Origin of the sequence: Sorangium sp. So ce406 (assembly GCF_051474675.1) — a bacterium.
GTDB lineage: Bacteria > Myxococcota_A > Polyangia > Polyangiales > Polyangiaceae > Sorangium > Sorangium cellulosum_G.
Genome location: NZ_CP150340.1, coordinates 2,591,033 through 2,612,931, shown reverse-complemented (window position 1 = coordinate 2,612,931; position 21,899 = coordinate 2,591,033). Strand labels below are relative to the sequence as shown.

At 71.6% G+C, this 21,899-nt stretch carries 15 protein-coding genes; 10 read left to right on the top strand and 5 right to left on the bottom strand.

All coding sequences use genetic code 11. The features are described from left to right. The first annotated feature begins 711 nt into the window (after positions 1-711). Entirely contained in the window at positions 712-2,100 is a 1,389-nt protein-coding gene (locus WME96_RS09785; RefSeq protein WP_437289877.1) for a serine hydrolase domain-containing protein, read from the top strand. A gap of 227 nt (positions 2,101-2,327) precedes the next feature. After that, positions 2,328-3,740 carry a serine hydrolase domain-containing protein gene (locus WME96_RS09780; protein WP_437289876.1) on the top strand — a complete coding sequence of 471 codons (1,413 nt, stop codon included), beginning with the start codon at positions 2,328-2,330 and terminating at the stop codon, positions 3,738-3,740. Between the two features lie 42 nt (positions 3,741-3,782). On the opposite strand, the gene WME96_RS09775 is transcribed toward WME96_RS09780, so the two are convergent. Further along, the gene (locus WME96_RS09775) at positions 3,783-4,358 is read right to left on the bottom strand and encodes a YceI family protein (protein WP_437289875.1); all 576 of its coding nucleotides are present in this window, start codon (positions 4,356-4,358) and stop codon (positions 3,783-3,785) included. A 151-nt stretch (positions 4,359-4,509) separates the two neighbouring features. Between WME96_RS09775 and WME96_RS09770 the strand changes: the two genes are divergently transcribed. After that, positions 4,510-5,409 (top strand): LysR family transcriptional regulator, encoded by a 900-nt coding sequence (locus WME96_RS09770; RefSeq protein WP_437289874.1) that lies wholly within the window; start codon positions 4,510-4,512, stop codon positions 5,407-5,409. A gap of 46 nt (positions 5,410-5,455) precedes the next feature. Here the strand turns inward: WME96_RS09770 and WME96_RS09765 are convergent, their stop codons facing one another. Continuing rightward, on the bottom strand, positions 5,456-6,628 hold the full coding sequence (locus WME96_RS09765) for a hypothetical protein (RefSeq protein ID WP_437289873.1): 1,173 nt from the start codon (positions 6,626-6,628) through the stop codon (positions 5,456-5,458). 518 nt (positions 6,629-7,146) lie between these two features. Then, positions 7,147-8,142, bottom strand: coding sequence for a hypothetical protein (locus WME96_RS09760; protein ID WP_437289872.1), 996 nt, complete (start codon positions 8,140-8,142; stop codon positions 7,147-7,149). 502 nt (positions 8,143-8,644) lie between these two features. Between WME96_RS09760 and WME96_RS09755 the strand changes: the two genes are divergently transcribed. Beyond that, complete coding sequence (locus WME96_RS09755; RefSeq protein WP_437289871.1) at positions 8,645-9,592, top strand: lipocalin/fatty-acid binding family protein; 948 nt, start codon at positions 8,645-8,647, stop codon at positions 9,590-9,592. 130 nt (positions 9,593-9,722) lie between these two features. Here the strand turns inward: WME96_RS09755 and WME96_RS09750 are convergent, their stop codons facing one another. Beyond that, positions 9,723-10,616 carry a LysR family transcriptional regulator gene (locus tag WME96_RS09750; protein WP_437289870.1) on the bottom strand — a complete coding sequence of 298 codons (894 nt, stop codon included), beginning with the start codon at positions 10,614-10,616 and terminating at the stop codon, positions 9,723-9,725. A gap of 150 nt (positions 10,617-10,766) precedes the next feature. Here WME96_RS09750 and WME96_RS09745 point away from each other — a divergent pair, with 150 nt between their 5' ends. From WME96_RS09745 to WME96_RS09725, 5 genes are all read left to right on the top strand, one after another. After that, on the top strand, positions 10,767-11,357 hold the full coding sequence (locus WME96_RS09745; protein ID WP_437289869.1) for an RNA 2'-phosphotransferase: 591 nt from the start codon (positions 10,767-10,769) through the stop codon (positions 11,355-11,357). Positions 11,358-11,603: 246 nt separating this feature from the next. Continuing rightward, positions 11,604-12,473, top strand: a complete 870-nt coding sequence (locus WME96_RS09740; protein WP_437289868.1) for an FHA domain-containing protein — start codon at positions 11,604-11,606, stop codon at positions 12,471-12,473. Positions 12,474-12,876: 403 nt separating this feature from the next. Next, positions 12,877-15,630 carry an nSTAND1 domain-containing NTPase gene (locus tag WME96_RS09735; RefSeq protein WP_437292296.1) on the top strand — a complete coding sequence of 918 codons (2,754 nt, stop codon included), beginning with the start codon at positions 12,877-12,879 and terminating at the stop codon, positions 15,628-15,630. A gap of 350 nt (positions 15,631-15,980) precedes the next feature. After that, complete coding sequence (locus WME96_RS09730) at positions 15,981-16,544, top strand: hypothetical protein (RefSeq protein WP_437289867.1); 564 nt, start codon at positions 15,981-15,983, stop codon at positions 16,542-16,544. Positions 16,545-17,023: 479 nt separating this feature from the next. Next, a complete protein-coding gene (locus tag WME96_RS09725) occupies positions 17,024-18,595 on the top strand; it encodes a response regulator (protein WP_437289866.1) in 1,572 nt (523 codons plus the stop codon). Between the two features lie 27 nt (positions 18,596-18,622). Here the strand turns inward: WME96_RS09725 and WME96_RS09720 are convergent, their stop codons facing one another. After that, positions 18,623-20,353: a hypothetical protein gene (locus WME96_RS09720; RefSeq protein WP_437289865.1), complete on the bottom strand. Its 1,731-nt coding sequence runs from the start codon at positions 20,351-20,353 to the stop codon at positions 18,623-18,625. Positions 20,354-21,124: 771 nt separating this feature from the next. Between WME96_RS09720 and WME96_RS09715 the strand changes: the two genes are divergently transcribed. Beyond that, entirely contained in the window at positions 21,125-21,418 is a 294-nt protein-coding gene (locus WME96_RS09715) for a GxxExxY protein (protein WP_437289864.1), read from the top strand. The last annotated feature ends 481 nt before the right edge of the window (positions 21,419-21,899 follow it).

Sequence of the window (21,899 nt, the reverse complement as noted above, 5' to 3'; positions counted from 1 at the left end):
TATCCCCCGGAAGAGCTCGCCATCGCGGACCGGCGAGGCAGCAGCGAGCACGCGACGCGCGGCGCCGCACGGCAGGCGGCGCCCTGGAGTGGAGCCGAGCCACCGCTTCCGTCTACACGGCAATATTCCACCGAGCTGCATCGAGACAGCCCCTCGCACCACGACGCCCTGCGGCCGACCGAGGAGCTCGAGGGGGCGCCCGCAAAATAATTCGAAGGATCGCTCCGGTGGTCGCATCAAGTCCGTGCGCGGCTCGGATCCGGGCGGCGAGCGGTCACTTGTGTGCTCCGGGTGGAGGCGCGCCTCCCTCGTGTCCGATGGCGACACGCGGGAGATCGCCTTTGCCCTGCCATTCCATCACGCGCTGGTGGCGCCTGATCGTGAACAGGCGGCGGAGCGCGCTGTCGATGACGCCCTGCCCGCGCGCGTCGTCGCGTGCTCAGCGGGGCGGCGAGGGTGTCGCCTGCAAAGCAGCGCTCGCCCAGCGCCGTTACGATGCGTAACAACGGGCGCGAGCAGCAGTGTTGGCATGACCCACAGCGGCGCTCCGAAGAGAATTTCGTCTCGGGGGCATGAACGATCCTCACGAGTCCGGGAACAGAGGTCCGAAATCGAGCAGCGTTCTCCGGTTCACGTGACGGCGCCTGGCGGCGCGATTCGCCGGCGCGCGGGCGTGTTCGGAGGACCCCTGCACACCACCAGGAGCTGATCATGAGAACTCTGCACCATGGCTTCGCCTCCCCGAGGACACGGCTCGCCGGCGCGGCAGCGACGAGCTTGCGAAGCGCCCTGTCGACGGTCCTTGTCTCGGCGCTGCTCGGATCATCGGCCCTGCTCGCGGGCTGCCCCGACGACGCCGAGGCGCCGGCGAACACGGCCACCAGCAGCGGCGTGGGCGGCGGCGATGACGCGAACGGCGGCGGCGGCGGCGATGACGCGAGCGGCGGCGGCGGCGATGACGCAAGCGGCGGCGGCGCAGGCGATCCGCCGGCGGGGTGCACCGGCTCCACGGAGAGCGCCAACACCGATCCCGACGACCCCGTGCAGCAGGGCGCGGACCACCTGGTGGGCGACCTCAAGTTCCCCGCGGTCCTCGCCGCCGTCCAGGATGTCGACGGGGAGACGCGCCATTACGTTGCCGGCGTCGCCGACCTGGAGACGCAGGCGAAGGTGCCTGTCGACGGGCAGGTGCGCATCGGGAGCAACACCAAGCCGTTCACCGCCGTGGTGGTCCTCCAGCTCGTCGGCGAGGGCAAGGTCGACCTCGACGCGCCCATCGAGACGTACCTGCCGAACCTGGTCCGCGGCGACGGAATCGACGGCAACGACATCACGGTGCGTCAGCTCCTCCAGCACACGAGCGGGCTGCCCGACTTCGTGGGCGTGCTCCTGGGCGACGGGCTCGCCAAGGTCCAGCACACCTATTTCGACCCCCGCACGTTGCTCGATCTGGCGCTGACGCAGGCGGAGGACTTCCCCCCCGGCGACCAGTGGGCGTACAGCAACACCAATTACATCGTCGCCGGCCTGATCGTCGAGAAGGTCACCGGCCGCCCGCTGGCCGAGGAGATCACCGAACGCGTCATCCAGCGCATCGGGCTGCGCCGCACCTACGTCCCCCGCGTCGGCGATCAGAGCATCCGGGAGTGCCATCCCAGGGGCTATCACGCGGACGGCTTCGGAGATCCGCTGTACGACGTCACCGAGCTCGACCCGTCCATCGCCGGCGCCTCCGGCGACATGATCTCCACCCCGGGCGACCTCAACCGCTTCTTCTCCGCCCTGCTCGGCGGCGAGCTCCTCGAGCCGGCGCAGCTCGAGGAGATGCGCACCACCGTCGACGCTTCGAGCATGTGGCCCGGCTACGAGTACGGGCTCGGCCTGAGCAGCACCCCGCTGAGCTGCGGAGGCGTCGTCTGGGGCCACGGCGGCGACATCTTCGGCTACGAGACCGCCGGCGGCGTCACCGAGGACGGCCGCGCCGTCACCGTCGCCGTCACGGCGCTGCCCTCCGCCGTGCCCGGCGTCCAGACCAGGGAGCAGGCCTATGAGGCCTACGCCGGCGTCCTCGCCCTCGTCGATACCGCCCTGTGCCCGTGAAGCCCCGGGCGCGTCCTCGCGGGCGGCGATCGCGACAGCGGTGCTCGCGTGGTTCGCAACAGCGGTTCGAAGAGAAGATCATCTGAAGGGTTGAACGATCCTCACGAGTCCGGGAACAGAGTCACGAACCAGCGGCGCTCTCCAGACCGCGCGACGATGCCTGGCGCCGCGAGCCGCCGGCGCGAAGCGGTGAGCCGAGGGCGCGCGCACACCATCAGGAGCCGATCATGACCTCTCTGCACCACCGTTTCACCTCTCCGAGAACACGAATCGCCCGCGCAGCCGCCACGGGCTTGCGCAACGTCGTCTCGACGGTCCTCTTCTCGGCGCTGCTCGGATCCTCGGCCCTGCTCACAGGCTGCCCCGCCGACGACGACGCGCAGGCGAGCACCGACGCCGGCAGCGGCGGCGGCATCGAGAGCGGCGACGGAGGCGGCGGCGCCGATGAAGGCAGCAGCGGCAAGGACGAGAGCGGCGGCGCCGGCGAGGGCGGCAGCGGCGGCGAGGACGAGAGCGGCGGCGGCGGCGGCACGCCGCCGGGAGAGTGCACGGGTTCCACGGAGGAGGCCAACACCGATCCGGACGACCCCATCCAGCAGGCCGCCGACCGCCTGGTGCGCGACGACAGGTTCCCCGCCGTCCTTGCCGCCGTCCAGGAGGTCGACGGGCAGACGCGCCACTACACCGCCGGTTTCGGCGACATCGAGGCCAAGGCGGAGGTGCCGGTCGACGGGCTCGTGCGCATCGGGAGCAACAGCAAGGCGTACACCGCGGTTGTCGTCCTGCAGCTCGTCGGCGAGGGCAAGGTCGATCTCGACGCGCCGATCGAGGCGTACCTGCCGAACCTGGTCCGCGGCGAGGGCATCGACGGCAACAACATCACGGTGCGGCAGCTCCTGCAGCACACGAGCGGGCTTGTCGATTACGACGGCTTGATCCTGCAGGAGGGCTTCCTCCCGGTCCGGCACAGGCACTTCAGCCCCCGCGAGCTGCTCGACCTCGCGCTGGCCGAGGGGGCGGAGTTCCCCCCCGGGGATCGGTGGGACTACAGCAACACCAACTACACCCTCGCCGGCATGCTCATCGAGAAGGTCACCGGACGCCCCCTGAACGAGGAGATCACGCGCCGGATCATCGACCGCCTCGAGCTGCGCAGCACCTATCTCCCCGACGTCGGCGAGGAGGGCATCCGGGGGTGCCATCCCAGGGGCTATCACGCGGACGGGCCGGATCAGCCGCTGTACGACGCCACCGAGCTCGACCCGTCCTGGGGATGGGCCGCCGGTGAGATCATCGCGACCCCGAGCGATCTCAATCGGTTCTTCACGGCGCTGTTCGGCGGCGAGCTCCTCGAGCCGGCGCAGCTCGAGGAGATGCGCACCACCGTCGAGGCCCCCGGCATGTGGCCCGGCGCCCGGTACGGGCTCGGCCTGTTCACCACCCCGCTGAGCTGCGGCGGCCTCGTCTGGGGGCACGGCGGCGACATCTTCGGCTACCACACCCGCGGCGGCGTCTCCGACGACGGCCGCGCCGTCACCGTCGCCATCACGGTCCTGCCCGGCGCCGTCCACGGCGAGGAGACCGCCGAGAAGGCCTACATGGACGTCCTCGACTTCGTCGACACCGCGCTCTGCGAGTGAGCCCCGGGGGGGGGCGCCGGCGCGCCGACCGTCGCCGCGCGCTCACCCCTGCTTGATGAGCTGGATATCGAGCGTGATCGCGATCTCGTCGCCCACGAGGACGCCGCCCGTCTCGAGGACGGCGTTGAAGCTCATCCCGAAATCGCTGCGGCGGATCTTCGTCGTGGCGGTCGCGCCGAGCCGGCGGTTGCCATAAGGGTCCGTGTGCTCGCCCGACAGCTCGCTGACCGCGAGCGTCACCTCGCGCGAGACGCCGCGGATCGTCAGGTCACCGACGATGTCGAGCCCGTCGCCGCGGCGGCGGACGCTCGTGGCGACGAAGGTGATCGTCGGGTGCCGCGCGACGTCGAGGAAGTCGGCGCTCCGGAGGTGCGCGTCGCGGCTCTCCTCGCGCGTGTGGATCGACGCCGCGTCGATCGTGGCGGAGAGCGTCGACGCCTCGGGGCGCCGCGGATCGTAGGTGACCTCGCCGGCGACGCCCCCGAGCTCGCCGCGCACGTTCGAGATCATCATGTGACGTACGGAGAACGAGACGCTCGAGTGCGTCGCGTCGATCGTCCACCGGGCGGCCTGGGAGGGGATCGCGCTCGGGGTGGTGGTGCTGGTCGTGGTGTTCATGGCGGATCGTCCTTTCTCGACGAAGGTTGGAGACCGCCGCGCCTCGGGCTTCCCGGGCGCGCCGGCCGTGTGTCACACGGAGACCATGCATCGTTGCCAACGGACGCACTAGACAGCCGTCCGCGAACGGGATGTTCTCCTGGGACGAACAATGGACCTCAACCGGATCGCCGTCTTCGTGCGCGTCGTCGACGAGCGGGGCTTCACCGCGGCGGCGCGGGTCCTGGGGCTGCCGAAGTCCTCGGTCAGCCGATCGGTCGCGCTCCTCGAGGAGGCGCTCGGGGCGCGCCTGCTGCACCGCTCGACGCGCAGCGTGCGGCTCACGGAGGCGGGCGCGGCGTTCTACGAGCGGGCGTCGCGCGGCGTCGCGAGCCTCGAGGAGGCCGCCGCGATGGTGGCCGATCTGGAGGCCGTTGTGCGCGGCACCGTCCGAATCACGGCCCCCGTCGACGTCGGGATCGCGATGCTCGAGCCGGCGGTCGCGCGGTTCGTGCGGCGCCACCCCGCCGTCCGCGTCGACGTCGCGCTCACGGGGCGCGTCGTGGATCTCGTGGAGGAGGGCTTCGATCTGGCGCTGCGGGCCGGGCCGATCCGCGACGGCTCCCTGATCGCGCGGAGGATCGGGCAGGTGGAGGACGCGCTGTACGCCGCGCCCCGCTACCTCGAGCGCGCCGGGGTCCCCGCGCGCCTCGGAGACCTCGCGGCGCACCGGTGCGTCCTCTTTCGCGAGAGGCCCGAGCGCGCCGCGTGGACGCTGCGAGGGCCCGCGGGGGACGAGACGGTGGAGGTCCAGGGCCCGCTCGCGGTCGACGAGCTGAGCTTCGCGCGGCGCGCGGTGCTGGCGGGCGTCGGCGTCGGCCTCCTCCCGAGCGTCATGTGCGCGCGCGAGGTCGCGCGCGGTCGCCTCGTGCGCGTGTTGCCGTCGCACGTGGCCTCGGGGGCGCCGCTGCACCTCGTGTATCCCTCCGCGCGCTACCTGCCCCACCGCGTCGCGGCGTTTCGGGACTTCGTCGTCGCGGCGCTCACGCGGCGGCTCCAGCGATCGCCGTGACCGCGGGCGCGCCGCCGCATGGCGCCAGGGCGCGGAGGCCAGGCCGTCAGCGCGCGGCGCGCCGCCGGGTGTCCTGCCGCGCCTGGCTCGCCGCCCTGGCCTCGACGAGCGGATTGCGCGCCTCCGCGGCGCGCAGCCGCTCGAAGCGCTCGATCCGCGCGCGGTCGCCGCTCTGCCGCAGCGTCCTCGCCAGCACCACGCTCTTGGCGAGCCGGATGAACCTCAGGCGGTGCGCCGAGGTCACGTCCTCGACGTCCCGCCTGCCCGCCCCGGGCCCGAACTCGAGGCCGTACGCCGCGCGCAGCCGGTGCTCGCCGCGCAGGCCCAGCGCGTCCGAGAGCCCCTCGAGGGCGGCCCGCTCGGCCGGGGTCGCCCAGGAGAGAATCCTGGCGTAAGGCGTCGCCATGGTCTCGTGATCCGGCTTGTTCACGAACCGCCGCAGGAACACATCGGACGTCGCGACCGGCACGTCGCTCGTCGCCTGGTGGAGGAGGGCGTACGCGTACGCCTCGTTCATGCCCACGAACCGGTTCTGATCATAATCGGCGCCGTCCACGCGCTTGCCGAGGCGATCGACGCCCGAGAGGGCGGCGAAGAAGAAGCTGCTGAAGTCGGTGTAGTCGGCCTCGTTGATCTCGGGCGTGCAGCCCGACGCGGGGCGGTCCCTTGTCGCCGCGAAGAACCCCACGACGTCGCGCTCGACCAGCTCGCCGTCGGGCCTGCCGCCCTCGAAGAGGAGGTTCGCGAACGATCCGGAGAAGCACTGGGCCATCACGAGGACGACGGGCGTCTCGTCGGGCAGGTCGTCCATGCGCGCGGCGAGATCGCGCACGGACAGCCCTCCGCCGCCCCAGAGGTCGAACACGTTGTTGTCGAGGTCGCGCCGCGGGTCCGGGCTCCCGTGGCCGGCGAAGTACAGCAGCAGCGGGTCGCCCGGGCGCGCGGCGGCGAATCTCCGCCAGACCGCATCGAGGCCGGCGCGGGTGGTCGCCCCGTCGATGCGCGGCAGCTTCGGCGCGCGGTAGCGCATGCGGAATCCGTCGAGGAACTGCACGCTCCGCGTGCCCCGGCGCCCGTCGGCGAAGAGGACCCGCCGCTCCACCGCGGCCGGGAGCAGCGACTGGAAGTACCGGATGTGCCCTTCGATGGCGACCTGGTTCATCGGCGGCCGCGGGCCGCCCCCGACGACGAGCGCGCGCCAGGACGCGGGCTCGGGCAAGGCCGCGGGAGGCGGGGTGGGCGCTGGCTGAGACGAGCGCGCGGAAGAGACAGCGGGCGCTGGTTGAGGCGAGCGCGCGGAAGAGACAGCGGGCGCTGGCTGAGGCGAGCGTGCGGGGGAGACCGCGGGCGCTGCGCGAGACGGGCGCGCTGGGGAGACCGCGGGCGCTGCGCGAGACGAGCGCGCTGGGGAGACCGCGGGCGCTGACGCGAGCGCCTCCGAGGCGGCGGGCGCGGGCGCTGGCTGAGGCGAGCGCGCGGCCGCCGCTGTGCTGGTCGCCGTGGCGGCGGCGAGCACAGCAACTCGGAGGAGCAGAGGGTACGCCACGGTCTCGTCTCGGCCTCGGCAGCGGGATCGCTGCGCTCGATTCTAGGTAGCACCCGCCCGGCGATCGCGCAGCGAATGGCCGCCCCGGCGCGCTGCGCCGCCGCCATCCGCTGCGTCCGGCGGCGCCGCGCCGCGAGAGGGACCCGCGCTGCCGCTCGGGTCATCGGCCCTCTCCAGCGCTCGCGCCGCGCCTACTTGGGGAGCTTCATCACGAGGCCGCTCCGATCCGTCCAGTAGATGCTGGCGCCGTCGACGGCCAGATCGTTCGGCGCGACGCCCGAGATCACCACCGCCGACTCACCGCCGCCGACAGGCACTCTCCTGATCTCGCCTGCGCTCACGTTGACCCAGTACACATGCGTCTCGTCGACCGCGATGTAGTACGGCGACGGCTGGTCCGTCGCGAGCGCCACGGGGATGCCCCCCTCTTTTGGCACCTTGTTCACCGAGCCCACGCTCGGGCCCTCGCCGGGGGTGGTCCAGTACACGTGGGTCGCGTCGAGCGCGACCTCGTGGGACTCGAAGTATCCGGTGGCGAGCGCCACGGACGCGCCCCCCGCGATAGGCGCCTTCCGGATGGAGCTCGCGTCCGCGTTGGTCCAGTAGACGTGCGTCTCGTCGACCCGGACGCGGCGGGAGCCGCTCCCCCGGGCGAGCTCTTCCGCTGCCCCGCCGTGGATCGGGAGCTTCATCACCGCATAGTTGTCGCCCACGTAGATGCTTGTCGCGTCCAGCGCGAGGCCCACCGGATCTTCCAGCCCTGCGGTGGAGAGCAGCGCCGGCGTCCCCCCGTCCAGGGGCGCGCTGTAGACCCCGGTGGGCACGTCGTGCTCGACGCCGGTAGAGGGGGAGCAGGTCCAGTAAACGCCCGTCGCGCTCACCGCGAGCCCGGGCGTCGGGCAGCTCTCGGCGACAACGGCCGGCGCCCCGCCCGCGATGGGCGCTCTCATGATCTCGCCCGTGTCCTCGTGTGTCCAGTAGACGTGGGTCGCGTCCACCGCGAGGGCGAGCGGATTGCCGGCCGCCTCGGCCAGCACGACCGGCTGGCACGCGGCGTCGCTGCGCGCGCCATGGCAGTCCGTCGCCCCGTCGGCGCAGACGCCGCTCGCGGTTTCGCTGCCCGTGGCGCCGCCGCTCGCCGTCGCGCCTGGGGCGCCGCGCTCCAGCACGCACCCGAGCGCGAGCACCGAAGCGCTCGAGGCGAGCGCCGCGCGCGCGACGGCGACCGCAGCGGTTCCCCGCCCGCGGCGCAGCGAACGAGCGTGCCCCCGTGAGGGGGTGGCCTGTAGTCTGTCTGGTTGCATGGTCATTGCGCTCTGCGCATCGCGCAGCCTCCCGCAAGCGAGGGGGCAACGAGAGGGCCAGCGATCGCCCTCGACGACGATCCGGCTCAGGCCGGCAGCATTTCGCCGCAGACGAGGCAGATTGCCTCAACGCACCTGTCGTCGACCACAGCAGAGCTCCCTTCTCGTCGCCTCGGTCATGACCCCACGGTCGGGGCTCACGCGCAGATCGCGCGCGCCCGCGGTGCCCGGCGACGGAACCAGCTCACGCGACGCTGTAGTCGCTGTCCGTGAAACACCCCTCAAGGCTGAGCTCGACCATCTCCTGCCCGCAGCGTCGCAGGGTTCTCTGGCACGCGGGTTGCCGCTCCCGGCGCAATCGACGTACGAGCACAGGAGAGTGACCATGTCGGCCAGTTCATCGAAGACGACCATCGATCATGACGAGATCCGCCAGTGGGCCGAGTCGCGCGGAGGCCGCCCGGCGACGGTGAAGAGCACCGAGAAGAACGGGGAGCCCGGGATCCTGCGCATTGATTTCCCGGGGTACAGCGGGGAAGGCAGCCTCGAGGAGATCTCGTGGGACGACTTCTTCGCCAAGTTCGAGGAGTCGAACCTCGCCTTCGTGTACCAGGAGAAGACGGCGGACGGGCAGCCGAGCAACTTCTCCAAGCTGGTGAGCCGCCCCGACGACATGGTCCAGAAGGCCAGGCCGAGGTCGGACGCGGCGAAGGGCAGCAAGGCCCATGCGAGCAGCGCCAAGGGCGCGAAGGCGAAGGGCGGTGAGGGCGAGCTGGACGTCGAGATCGAGGTCCAGATGGATCTCGACAAGGAGCCCGGCGGCGCCGAGCAGCCGACCCGCGGGAAGCAGGCGCGCGGCGAGCGGGCCGACGAGGGCGAGCAGGACATCGAGGTCGAGGCCCAGATCGATCTCGACGACGAGGAGTCCGGCGAACCTGGCGGAGCCGCGCGGAAGAAGTCCAGCGGCAAGCAGGCCAGCGCGAAGGGCGCCGGCGACGACCACTCGTCCCACATGACGATCGATCACGACGAGATCCGCGAATGGGTGGAGGCGCGCGGCGGCCACCCGGCGACGGTGAAGCGCACCGAGAAGGGCGGAGAGCCCGGCGTGCTCCGGATCGACTTCCCGGGGTTCAGCGGGGAGGATTCCCTCGAGGAGATCTCGTGGGACGACTTCTTCGCCAAGTTCGAGGAGTCGAACCTCGCCTTCGTGTACCAGCAGGCCAAGGCGAGCGGCGAGCCGAGCTACTTCTCCAAGCTGGTGAGCCGCCCCGACGACATGGGCGGCAGCAAGGCGAAGCAGGGCAAGTCGAGGTCCAAGAAGGCGGCCTGAGCGCCGGAAGCCCCCGTGCAGGGGCTCGGCGGCGGTGGTCGGATGCGACCACGAAGCGAGCGGGAGGCGGGGAGCGGAGATCGAGGATCTTCCCCTTCTCGCCTTCGCTCCTTGTGAGCTCTCCTTTGAACTATCGAGGCCGCTGCCGGCTCCGCTGCCAGGCCGCGCCGTGCGCGAGCAGCGTGTCGCGGAGCTCCGCCGATGCCCCCTGGAGCTCGCCCCCGCGGCGGCGGACGACATAAAAGACCTTGCGCGGCAGCTCGGGCATCGGGCGCGCGACGAGGCCGCGCGGGAGGCGGCAGCAGGCGTTCACCACCGCGACGCCGACGCCGAGCCGGACGAAGTGGAGCATCAGCTCCCAGCCGTTCGCCTCGACGGCCGGCTCCCAGCGGACGCCCGCCGAGAGCAGCGCCTGGGCGAGCAATGCCCGGTGGGGCCGCGAGGGGCCGGGGACCACGAGCCGCGCGCCCTCGAGGTCGCGCAGCTTGATCCGGCGCTTGCGGGCGAGCGGGTGTGCATCGGGGACGACAAGGACCTGCTCGACCTCGGTGAGGCGGTCGGCGGCGAGCCCGTCCGGGGTGCCCTCGAGCGGCGCGACGCCGAGGTGCGCCTCGCCCGTCGCCACGGCGTCGAGCGTGGCCTCGCGGTCGCGCGTGAGCAGCCGGAGCGGGGCGGCGGCGCGCGCGGTGAAGGCGCGGATCCCCTCGCCGAGCAGGTAGAGGTACGAGCCCTCCCCGGCGCAGAGCACCACCGGCTCGCGGCTCTCGCCGTTGCGGAGCACGCCGAGGAACGACCGCGTCCGCTCGCCCACCTCGCGCCCGAAGGCGGCCACGCGCTTGCCGTCGGCCGTGAGCTCGAGCCGCTGCCCGCGCCGCTGGTAGAGCGTGACGCCGAGCGCCTCGCCGAGCTTGCCGATCTGGCCGTGGAGCGCCGGCTGCGAGATGTGGAGCGCCCGCGCCGCGCGCGTGAAGTTGAGGTGCTCGGTGAAGACCACGAAGGCCGCGAGCCAGTCGAGGTTGAGCATGGCGGGAGGCAGGCTATCGCGAAACGCGATAGCCTATCCAGAAATACCGCTTCCGGATGATAGCGCGGTGTCTATGCTCTCCGTGCGATGGCTCCGGGTTTCCGGGGTCCCAGAGAGAAGGAATGGAGCTTGACAATGGGCCGCGATCGCATGACCGAAACGAGCAAGAAGCTCTCCTGGCTGCTCCGCCACGGGGCGCCCTCGATGGGCATCGCCATGGACGACGCCGGCTGGGTGGCCGTGGACGACGTGCTCAGCGCGCTCGGGCTGCCGCGCTCGCGGCTCGACGAGGCGGTGGAGAACAACACGAAGAACCGGCTCGAGATCCGGGGCGACAGGATGCGCGCGTCTCAGGGACACTCGCGCGAGGGGATGCCGGTGACGCTCGCCGGCCTCGAGGCGTCGTGGGAGGAGGTCCTCGGCGACGCGCCGATCTGGCACGGCACGAGCGTGGACGCGGTCCGGGCCATCGCGCGCGAGGGGATCCGGCCGGCGGCGCGCACGCACGTGCACTGCACCGACGCGCTCGACAGCGCGGTCGGCAAGCGGGCGAAGGTCGACGTGATGCTCGAGATCAGCCCGGCGCGGCTGAGGGCGCGGGGGATCCGCGTGTTCCGCAGCCAGAACGGGGTGATCCTCGCGCGGGAGGTGCCTGTCGGGTGCATCGTGGGGCTCGTGCCGATCGTCGCGCGGGCGAAGGGAGAAGCGGCGGCGCTGCGGGCGCTGCTCTTCGGGGCGTAGCGGCGGAGGTGGGGAGGAGGCGGCGAGCACAGGCAGCCTCGCGGCAGGCAGGATCCGGGCGACCAACCTACGTCCAGAGCGGAACAAGCCAGAGATCGCATGCCGGGAGCACGGTGGTCATCGTGCTGCCTGCCGGAGGCACCGTGGTGACCCCTCCTCCTGAGACCGGACGGTATCTCGGAGTGACTCACGTGGGCGAGCAGCCACGTTGTGTTCGGCCGCGCCAAACCATGCTACATTTCGGCCATGTACCGCATTGGCATCTTGTATGCGCCCGCTGACGAGCCATACATGCTACAGCTCCACAAGCATCTTACGCCGCTGATCCGGGATGGCGTCGACGTGTGGCATGCGGGACAGATCGCCCCCGGCAGCGACCGCAGCGCAGAGCTCAAAGCGGCGATACACCGTGCCGATATACTGCTCGTGCTTGTCAGCGCAGACTACATTTCGACGGACGAATGCTACAGCAACGAGATCTATGGCGCGCTGGCGAGCCACACAAAGATCCTCGTCGCCGTCGTCCGTGCCTGCGACTGGCGGCACGCCCCCTTCGGGCACCTCCCTCACGCCCTGCACAAGGAATCTGACAACCCCATCTCCGCCTGGGCCAACCCAGACGACGCATGGGCCAGGCTGGCGGCCATCATCCGCAATACACTCGAAGAGGACACCACGGACCTCACCCCGACGTTCATCGACAAGTACGACAACAGGTCCGAGCGATGTCGACCTCACGAGCGTGCAGCTCTCGAGATAGCGAACCACCACAGACCGAGGACCATCCAGCTAAGAGAGTTCAACACCATCGGCCGCTCGAGCAGGAGCAACATCACGCTGATTCACCCGAGCGTGTCCAGGCTTCATTGCATCATCTTCTTGCACGAGGGCGGCTTCTTTGTACACGATCTGCGCTCACGACACGGGACGACCATCAACGGGCACCGAGTAAAGCTCGCAGATGGCCTGCGGCATCGCGATGAGCTGCGGATCGGGAACGTGGAGGCGCGCTTCCTGATCTTCAACGACGAGTCGACATTGTCCGCCGCACTCGAGCCGACCAACGAGTCCTCCATCGAGGTCGTCTGGGACGACGCGGCGCAACCAGCGGGTTGAATCCCCCGACGCGCTGACGGCGGGTCAGACACCAGGAGCTCTGACACAGAGGCATCGGCCCCGCCGCCGGCGCTCGCTCACGTCGGCCAGGCGCCCGCGGCCTCGGGAGAGCCCTGAAAGTAGGGTCCTGAGCGCCATCCTGAGACTCCGGACTACGTCGCATACCTGCTCGCGGTCGATGTTCTGGCCGGGAAGGTTCGTCAATCCGTGGTCGTCTTGCACAGAAGGAGGGGAGATGTCCGCCACATCAATGACCGGGGAGCCGCTCCGTCGATTTCCTGCGCAGCCGATCACGTTCGAGGGACGCCCAGCACTGAGCAGCGACTGGCGCAACGAGGCAGCCTACGCGAACACGGCGCCTGCCGCCGCGGCGCCCTCGGGCACCACGCTGCCCCGCGGGGTGATGGTCAAGGCCGGCGGCGTGGCCACGGGCGCTCGCGCGGAGACGGATCGCTCGACGACCGCGACGGCCGCCCCGCCGTCCCTCGTCCCGTCGCAGGCCAGGCCGGCGCCGTCGGCCGGCACCCGCATCGGCCACTACGAGCTCCTGCGCGAGCTCGGCCAGGGCGGAATGGGCGTGGTGTTCCTCGCCCGCGACACTCGGCTCGCCCGCCTCGTCGCGATCAAGCTCCTCACCCGGCTGAGCAGCCTCGGGGTCCAGCGCTTCCTGGTCGAGGCGCAGACCACCGCGCGCTGCAAGCACGAACACATCGTGACGATTTACGAGGTCAACGAGCACGACGGATATCCGTACATGGTGCTCGAGTACATCGAGGGTCAGAGCCTCCGCGGCTGGATGGAGCAGCGCAGGCCCGTGGGCGCCGGCGCGGAGGTGTCGACGGCGCCGCTCCCGCCCAGCCTGGCGGTCGACATGATCGTCCCCGTCGTACGCGCGCTCGCGAGAGCGCACGCGTCCGGCATCGTCCACCGCGATCTCAAGCCCGAGAACATCATGCTGGAGGCGTCCGGCGCGATCAAAGTGGTCGATTTCGGCATCGCCAAGCTGCGCGACGACGAGGCGAGGCTCGCGGCGGAGGGCTCTGGCGCGGGTGACACGCGCATCACCCGCGACGGAGGGATGATCGGCACGCTGCCGTACATGTCCCCCGAGCAGTGGCGAGGGCGGGAGATCGACCCGTCCAGCGACATCTGGGCGGTGGGCATCATGCTGCACGAGCTCGTGCTCGGCGCGCACCCGCTCGCGCCGTGCAGCAGGATGGACCTCGTCGGCGTGCCGGCCCTCGACGAGCCCATGCCCGAGGTCGGCGCGCGCCACCCCGAGCTCGGCGCGCTCGGCGCGATCATCGATCGCTGCCTGCGGAAGAGCAAAGCCGAGCGCTACGCCTCCGCCGAGGAGCTCCTGGCCGAGCTCCTGCCCCTCCTGCCCGGACGCCGGGAGATCCACCTCGGCGCCGACGAGTGCCCGTTCGCCGGCCTCTCCTCCTTCCAGGAGACCGACGCCGACCGCTTCTTCGGCCGCGCGCAGGATCTCGCGGGCGTCGTCGCGCGCCTCCGCAACCAGCCGCTGCTCGCGATCGCGGGCTCGTCGGGCGTGGGGAAGTCATCGCTCGTGCGGGCCGGGGTGATCCCGGCGCTCAAGCGCTCCGGCGAGGGCTGGGAGGCGCTCGTCGTGCGGCCCGGGCGCGAGCCGATGGCGGCGCTCGCGGACCTGCTGAGCCACCCCACCGTGACCCCGAGCATGGACCTCCAGGCGCTCGTCCCGCACGGCGGCCCGGCGACGCGAGCGGACTGGATCGCGCGGCTTTGCGTCGAGCCCGGCCTGCTCGGCGCCGCGCTCCGCGGGTGGTCGGGCCGGGCGCAGCGGCGCCTGCTCGTGGTCATCGATCAGTTCGAGGAGCTGTTCACGCTCGGCGCCCCGGCCGGCGAGCGCGCGGCGTTCCTCGCGTGCCTCGAGGGCATCGCCGACGACGCGTCGTCGCCGCTGCGGGTCGTGGTGTCGGTGCGCTCGGATTTCATCGAGCGGCTGGCCGGGCACGAGCGCTTCATGGCGGCGATGATCCGCGGCCTCGTGTTCCTCCAGCCGATGGCGCGCGAGGGGCTCCGGGAGGCGCTGGTGAGGCCGATCGAGGCGGCCCGGCACGAGATCGAGGATCCGGCGATGGTCGAAGGCATGCTCGACGCGCTGGAGACGACGCACGGCGCGCTGCCGCTGCTCCAGTTCACGGCGTCGAGGCTGTGGGAGATGCGCGATCGCAAGCGCCGGCTGCTCACCCGGGCGAGCTACGAGGCGCTCGGCGGCGTGGCCGGCGCGCTGGCCAGCCACGCCGACACGCTCCTGGCCGGGATGAGCGGGCGCCAGGCGAAGCTGGCGCGGGCGGTCCTGGAGCGCCTGGTGACGCCGGAGCGGACGTGCGCCGTGGCCAGCCTGGGCGAGCTCCGCGAGCTGCCCGGGGATCCGGGCGAGATCGAGCGCGTGGTGGGCCTCCTCGCCGACGGGCGGCTCCTGGCCATCGAGCCGGGGAGCGACCGCGCGGGCAGCACGGTGGAGATCATGCACGAGTCGCTGATCGAGCGGTGGCCAACGCTCAAGCGCTGGCTCGACGAGAGCCAGGAGGACGCGGTGTTCCTGGACCGGCTGCGCGCGGCGGCGAGGCTGTGGGACGCGAGCGAGCGCACCGCGGACATGCTCTGGCGCGGCAAGGTGGCCGAGGAGGCGCGCGGCTTTCGCAAGCGCTACCGGGGGGAGCTGCCGGAGCGGGAGCGGCTCTTCCTGGAGGAGGTGCTCCGGCTGGCCGACCACAAGCAGCGCCGGCGGCGCCGGTTCTTCACCGGGGTCATCGCGGCGCTGGCGCTGGTGGTGGTCTCGGGCACGGGGTACGCGCAGGTGACCGGGGAGTACTGGGAGATCGCGCAGCAGCTCTCCGATCTGCTTCCGGCGCAGGCCACGCTGAAGAGCGCGCTCGCGAGGGCAGAGGCGGCGCAGCGCGCGGCGGAGAGCGCGTGGCAGCACAGCGAGGAGCAGCGCAGAGAGGCCGAGCGGAGGCATGAAGAAGCGGTGAAGGCCCTGCAGCGCGCCGAGGCCGACGCCGAGCGCGCCCGCGTGCGGGCGGACAGGGCGAGGAAGGCGGTGGAGGAGGCGCAGAAGAACAAGCCCAGACCGGCAGAACCGACCGGTGAGATCCTGCCATCTCGGTAAAGTGACCCCGGAGGAATGGCCGCGCGCGAGCGCCTGCGGTCCGGCGAACGCCCTGTCGACCTCACCACCAATCAGCAAGCGTGCCATTCTTGAACGAACAGAAGAGGCGTATCCGGGATACATGTTCGTTTGGCATTGATCCGTCACACGGTTCAACAGGTACCAGGCATCCTGAGAACAGCGACAGGCGTGCAGGCATCGAGTTGACGCACGCGCGCGGCGCCACCGAGCGGCGCACCGCGATCGAGCGGCCTCCCCGCCCCCCAGCCCTCGCCACTCCCGCCCGGCCAGCGCCACGTCCGCCCCCCGCGCCGCCTCGCCCGCGCGCTCCCTGTGGTACCCTCCCCCGCATGGGTACCGCGAACGCCCCCTCTCTCCGACGGCGCTCTGCCCTTCGCTGCGCCCCTTGCGCGGCCCTCCTGCTGGCTGCCTGCGGCCCTGCGCCCGGTTTCGGCGAGCCCCGCGCCCCGGAGCCGCCGGCCGCCGCCGAGACCGTCTACATCGTCCTCCACGATCCGCCCCCGGCGGCCCCCGTGGCGAACGACGGCTGGGCGCCTGACGAGCCCCGCGGCGACAGCCCGTTCGAGCGGACGCGGACCTGGATCGGCGATTACGACTGTCCGCAGGGCACGACCCAGATGACGCTCCGGATTCTCCGGGTCAAGGACGGCAGGATCAAAGCCATCTTCGACTTCCATCATGCCGAGTCCGGCGTCTCCGGCAAATACCTCATGCTCGGCCGCTACGACGCCGAGACGCGGACCGCCTCGTTCTCGCCCGGCGCCTGGATCGAGCGCCCTCCCAACTACGTCACGGTGAGCATGAAGGGCGACCTCGCGCTCGACGGCTCGCTCTTCGCCGGCCGCATCGAGCACCCCGAGTGCGGCGCGTTCCGGCTCCGGCCGGCGGGGTAACGCCCTTCATCGGAGACCCCGGCTGACGCCCCGCGGTGCCGCCGCACCCCGCGCTCGACAGGGCGCCGCGCGCGGGGCGCAGCGCCCTGCCCGATCCGTCACGGCACGGCGTGCTCGCCGGATCGAGGTTTCCTCGTTGCTCGCCATCGCCCCGCGCGCACCTCACATCTGCACCAGATCACCCACATGTGGTCTCACGAGTGATCGGGTGCCCGGTCGTGTTGAGCTGTCTACCGGCCCCGTTGCGACGTTCCGGTCGTACGGCGTCGCGGCGCGCGCGGGGTTCATGGTATGCTGCCCAACATGGAGGAGGCTCGCCGTCGGACCGTCACCGCGCCGCTGACCAGCGGCGCACGGTGATCGGCGATGCGCAGAGGCTCCCTGAGACGCCATGACGACCTCGGCTGTGGTGGAGGTGCGTGCGCGCGCGTCCTGGAGGATGGATGATGGATGCCAGTGAAGCCGGAACGATACTGATCGTGGATGACAACCCGAGGAACCTCGGGCTCCTGTCCGACACCCTGACGGGCTCGGGCTTCGAGGTCGCGGTGGCGGTGGACGGCGTGCGTGCGATCCGGCTCGCGAAGGAAGGGACTCCCGATCTCATCCTGCTCGACGTAAAGATGGAAGGGATCGATGGATTCGAGACCTGCCGCCGGCTGAAGAGCGATCCTGCCACGAGCGCGATCCCGGTCATCTTCATGACGGCGAGCACCGACCTGTCCTCGGACCGCGTGAAGGGCCTGAACCTGGGCGCCGTCGACTACCTCGCCAAGCCGTTCCTGGACGAGGAGCTGCTCGCGCGCGTCCGGGTGCACACGAAGCTGAGGAAGCTCACGAAGAGCCTCGCGGCGCAGGTGGAGGAGCGCCTCGCCGCGGAGTCGGCGCTGCAGCAGCTCACGCACGACCTGGAGCGCCGCGTCGCGGAGCGCACGGCCCAGCTCGAGCGCGCGCTCGCGGGGCTCACGCAGGCGCAGGCCCAGATGGCGACGGTCATCCGCGCGGCCCAGGCGGTCTCGAGCGAGGTCGTCCTCGACGGCGTGCTCGACCGGCTGCTGCGGATCACGCTCGAGCACGCCAGCGCGCAGCGGTGCGTCCTCGTCCTCTCGCGCGAGTCCGGGCTGGTGATCGAGGCGTCGATCACGCGGGATCCGGACGCCGTCCGGCTGGGGCTCGCGACGCCGGTCCGCCCGGACGCCGATCTCGCGGTGTCGATCGTGGAGGAGGTCGCGAGGACGCGGGAGTCCGTCTTCCTCGGGGACACGAGCCGCGAGGCGCGCCTCGCGGGCGCGCGGTACCTCGAGGGGAAGGCGCCGCGGTCGATCCTCGGCCTCGCCATGATGTGCCAGGGCGAGCTCATCGGGGTGCTGTACATCGAGGGCGACGCGACGCCGGAGCCGCTGCTCCCGGCGCAGCTCGAGACGCTCGGGCTCCTCGCCTCCCAGGCGGCGATCGCCGTGAAGAACGCCCTGCTCTACGCGCGGCAGGCGGAGATGGCGTCCGCGCTGCGCAGGTCGAACGAGCGCCTGGAGACCGAGGTCGCCCGCCAGACCGAGGAGCTCCGCCGGACGAACGAGCGCCTGGAGATGGAGCTCGCGGAGCGGGCGCGGGCCGAGGAGGCGCGCGCGGCGCTCCAGGCGGAGATCATCCAGGCGCAGGACGCCAGGCTGGCGGAGCTCTCCACGCCGCTCATCCCGATCACCGATCACATCATGGTGATGCCGCTCATCGGCACGATCGACTCCACCCGGGCGCAGCAGGCGCTCGAGGCGGCGCTGAACGGCGTCCAGGCGAACCGCGCGCAGGTGGTCATCCTCGACGTCACCGGCGTGACGGTGCTCGACTCCGAGGTCGCGAGCACGCTGATGAGCACGGCGGCGGCGCTGCGCCTGCTCGGGGCGAGGACGGTGATCACCGGCATCCGCGCCGAGCTGGCGCAGACGCTCATCGATCTGGGCGTCGATCTCGGCGCGGTCGTGACGAAGGGGACGCTCAAGAGCGGCATCGGCTACGCGCTGAAGCAGGCCGGCGACGGCGCGCCCCGCCTCTGATCCTGCGCAAGCACGCTTCGGCGCGCTTCACCGCCCAGCCGACCGCTGCGCGGCCGCAGGGGGGCCGGGGAGCTGCGCCCGGTACCCGAGATAGCGTCCGAACCCGCGCATCGCCTGGTTCCAGTGCTTGGGCTGCTTCATCCACATCGACTGCACGCCGGCGTCGGCGAGCGCGTCGCCCACGGCGATCCACCGCGGATCGCGCGTCAGCGCGTAGGCGGCGCCGAACACGGGCACGATCAGCAGGTTGAGGTCGGCGGTGCCGCTGTCGTCGTACGCGTCGGTCTCGCAGCCCCAGAGGTAGCGGAAGGCGCGCCGGTCCGAGGTGATCGCGCGCTCTTCCAGCCAGCCCGCCGCGCGCGCGACGACGTGGCGGATGCGCGGATCGCCGGTGAGCGCGTGGTACTCCATGAGCGCGTCGACGAGCAGCGCGGTCATGAACGGCGAGCCGCCGCGGGGCCCGCGCTCGCACTCCGACGGATCGGCGCGGTGGAGGTCGTGCTCGAACGCGCCCGACGCGCCCTGCTGCTGCCACGCCACGGTGCGATCCGCGAGCCCGCGCAGCGCCGCGAGCACGTCCGGCCTGGGGTCGAGCGCGTAGGTGCTCGCCAGGGTCATCATGGCCCATGCCATGTTGCGCTCGGTCGCGCGCAGCGCGTCCTCCTTCCCGCCCGTGAGCGTGGCGAGGTTCAGCCGGAGCGCCTCGCCCATCGCGACGACCGCCTCCTTCGCCGCCGGGTCGCCGGTGAGCAGGTAGTCGTCGAGCATCCCCTGGCCGAGCATGCGCCGGAGGGTGTGCCACGAGAGCGGCCTCGACGGGCTCCAGTCCTCCTTCTCGCACACGTGGATCGCGAGCCGGCGGTCGGGCGAGAACCTCAGCTCGTTCTGCCGGTACCAGATGGCCTCGGCGCGCGCGCGCCGGTATCGGACGGCGTCCCCGTTCCGGAGGAAGCGCTGGTAGAGCGCGTGCGGGCCGTCGTAGTACGTGCGGTGCGCGCCCGAGCAGCTCACGCCGTACGAGTCGTACGCGGGCGTCATGCGGGCGAGCCCGCGCTCGATGCTGCTCTCGAACCCGGGGAACCGGCGGTCATCCATGGCGGGCTGCTGCGGCCCGCACACCTGGCTCGCCGCGTACCACGACGGCGGCAGCACGGCGGCGATCGGGCCGTCGGGGTTGGGGAGGAGCGCCTCGTCGAGCGTGGCGCCGGGGGCGACGGGCGCGCCCTGGGTGGCGGGCGTGCCCTGGGAGGGAGGCGCCGGAGCGCCGTACTCCAGGGTGTAGATCGCGCGCTCGCCCGGCGAGAGCGCGGCTCGGAAGGCGACGAGCGCGCTGCGGATCGAGCGGCCCTGGGGCCACACCGCGAGCGGCTTCGCGCGGAGCGGGACCGCCGCGCCGCGCCCGTCGCGCAGGCGGATGAGCCGCGCGTCGCGCAGCGCGCCCGGCGCGAACGGCACGGCCGTCGACACGACGACCTCTGCCGGCGCGGCGCTCGCCCCCGGCGGGCGTTTCTCGGGCGCAGGCGCGCTGCCGCCGCCGTCGGCGACGAGCAGCAGCGGCACCGAGCCCGCGCGCGGCGGCGCCGGTCGCACGGCGGCGTGCGCCTCCAGGACGGCGCGGACGCTCGGCTCCGCCCGGCGCGCGACGGCCATCCGGGCAGGCAGCCGGCCGCAGCTCGCCCAGAAGAGCGGCGCTGCGAGGAGCAGCGCCGCGAGCGGGCGGCGGGCGCCGGCCCTCGTCCTTGCTCGCTGCACATCCATGCCGGATGTGATGCCCAGCGCCGCCGCGCATCGCGGCCGAGCCCGCCAGCCGGAACAGGGCCGCGATGACCCGCGGCCGTCCAGCTGCGGAGCGCCGCCTGGTCGCGCCCGCCAGCTCCCCGCGCCCGCCGCGGCCCTCGCTCGGCTGGATTGCCCCGTCAGCTCCTGTTCCTGCCGGCGACGGCGACTTTTCCTGCCGGCGACGGCGACCGCCCCCTCAGCTCCTGTTCCGACCGGCGACGGCGCTTGCCGTGGACGCGCAGCCCTTCCGGCGGCGGCTGCTCATCCCCGGTGGCGCGTCACCGCGGTCAGCATGACGGTCAAGCAGATCACCCCCCGAAGGCGACCGCTCCCCCGATCCGAAATCGATGATCTTCACCGCGCCTTCCTGGCAGCACATGACGTTCTGCGGGGTGACCTTCGTGTCTCCACACCCGGAGCACGAGTCCCCTGCGGAGCACCCGTCCGCCGTCGCCCACGCTTCGCTCAGCGCGCCACGCGCAGCTCGGGTCCAGGTCGCCCGAGGCGCCCGCGCAGCGTGCCGGAGCGCAGCGGAGGACCTGGACGCGAGCGAGCATGGCGCGACCTGTCTCGCACGACGGCGGACATGCGGCCACGCTGCACGGAAATCCGGATTCGGCGCCAGCTGACCGAGACGCTATCCGTACACATAGCGCATATTCTGCGGAGCAGCCAGAATTCAACGCAAAGGCGCAAAGGCGCAAAGGCGCAAAGGCGCAAAACAACGGAGGGGGAATGAACGAGAGCGAGGTGGCTGAGATCATTGTCGACGCGGCGATCGAGGTGCATCGCAGCCCTGGAAGTCCGGGGCTGCTCGAAACCGTCCACGAAGAGGCGCTTGCCTTCGGACTTGAGTCGCGAGGGCCGGGCGTGGTGCGCCAGAAGACGGTGCCGCTCGTGTACAAGGGCAAGCGTCTTGCGTCGGACTTGCGCCTCGATCTGCTCGTGGGCGAGCGAGTCATCGTCGAGTGCAAGTCCACGGTCGCGTACAACAGAGTATTCGAAGCGCAGGCCCTCGCCCACCTGCGGCTCTCGAATCTCTAGCTCGCGATCCTCATCAACTTTGGCGAGGTGAGAGTGAGGCAGGGTATCCATCGCGTGGTCAACGGATTGCAGAAATGACTTCACCCCTCTCCCTTGCCTTTTTGCGCCTTTGCGCCTTTGCGCCTTTGCGTTAAATTCCGGCTTCCCGCTGCGAATGGACGGGCTCCGCCACCGCTTCAGCGACCAAGGTGCTGAAGTAGACGGCCCAACCAGCGGATGCCCCCGACGCTGCGTCCAGCCGCGTAGCGGGACTGGACGGCTGGGCACCCCCCGGCTGATTCGCACGTCGTTGTGCCCTTGCTCGAACCATGCACCCACAGATTCTACGGAGGAGCCGTTGATGGCTCTCGCGGAAAGAACGTGGTCCAAACCGCCTCCGCGCTGCCCGAACCGCCTCCGCGCTGCCCCGAACCGCTCCAGCGCTGCCCCGAACCGCTCCAGCGCTGCCCCGAACCGCTCCAGCGCTGCCCCGAACCGCTCC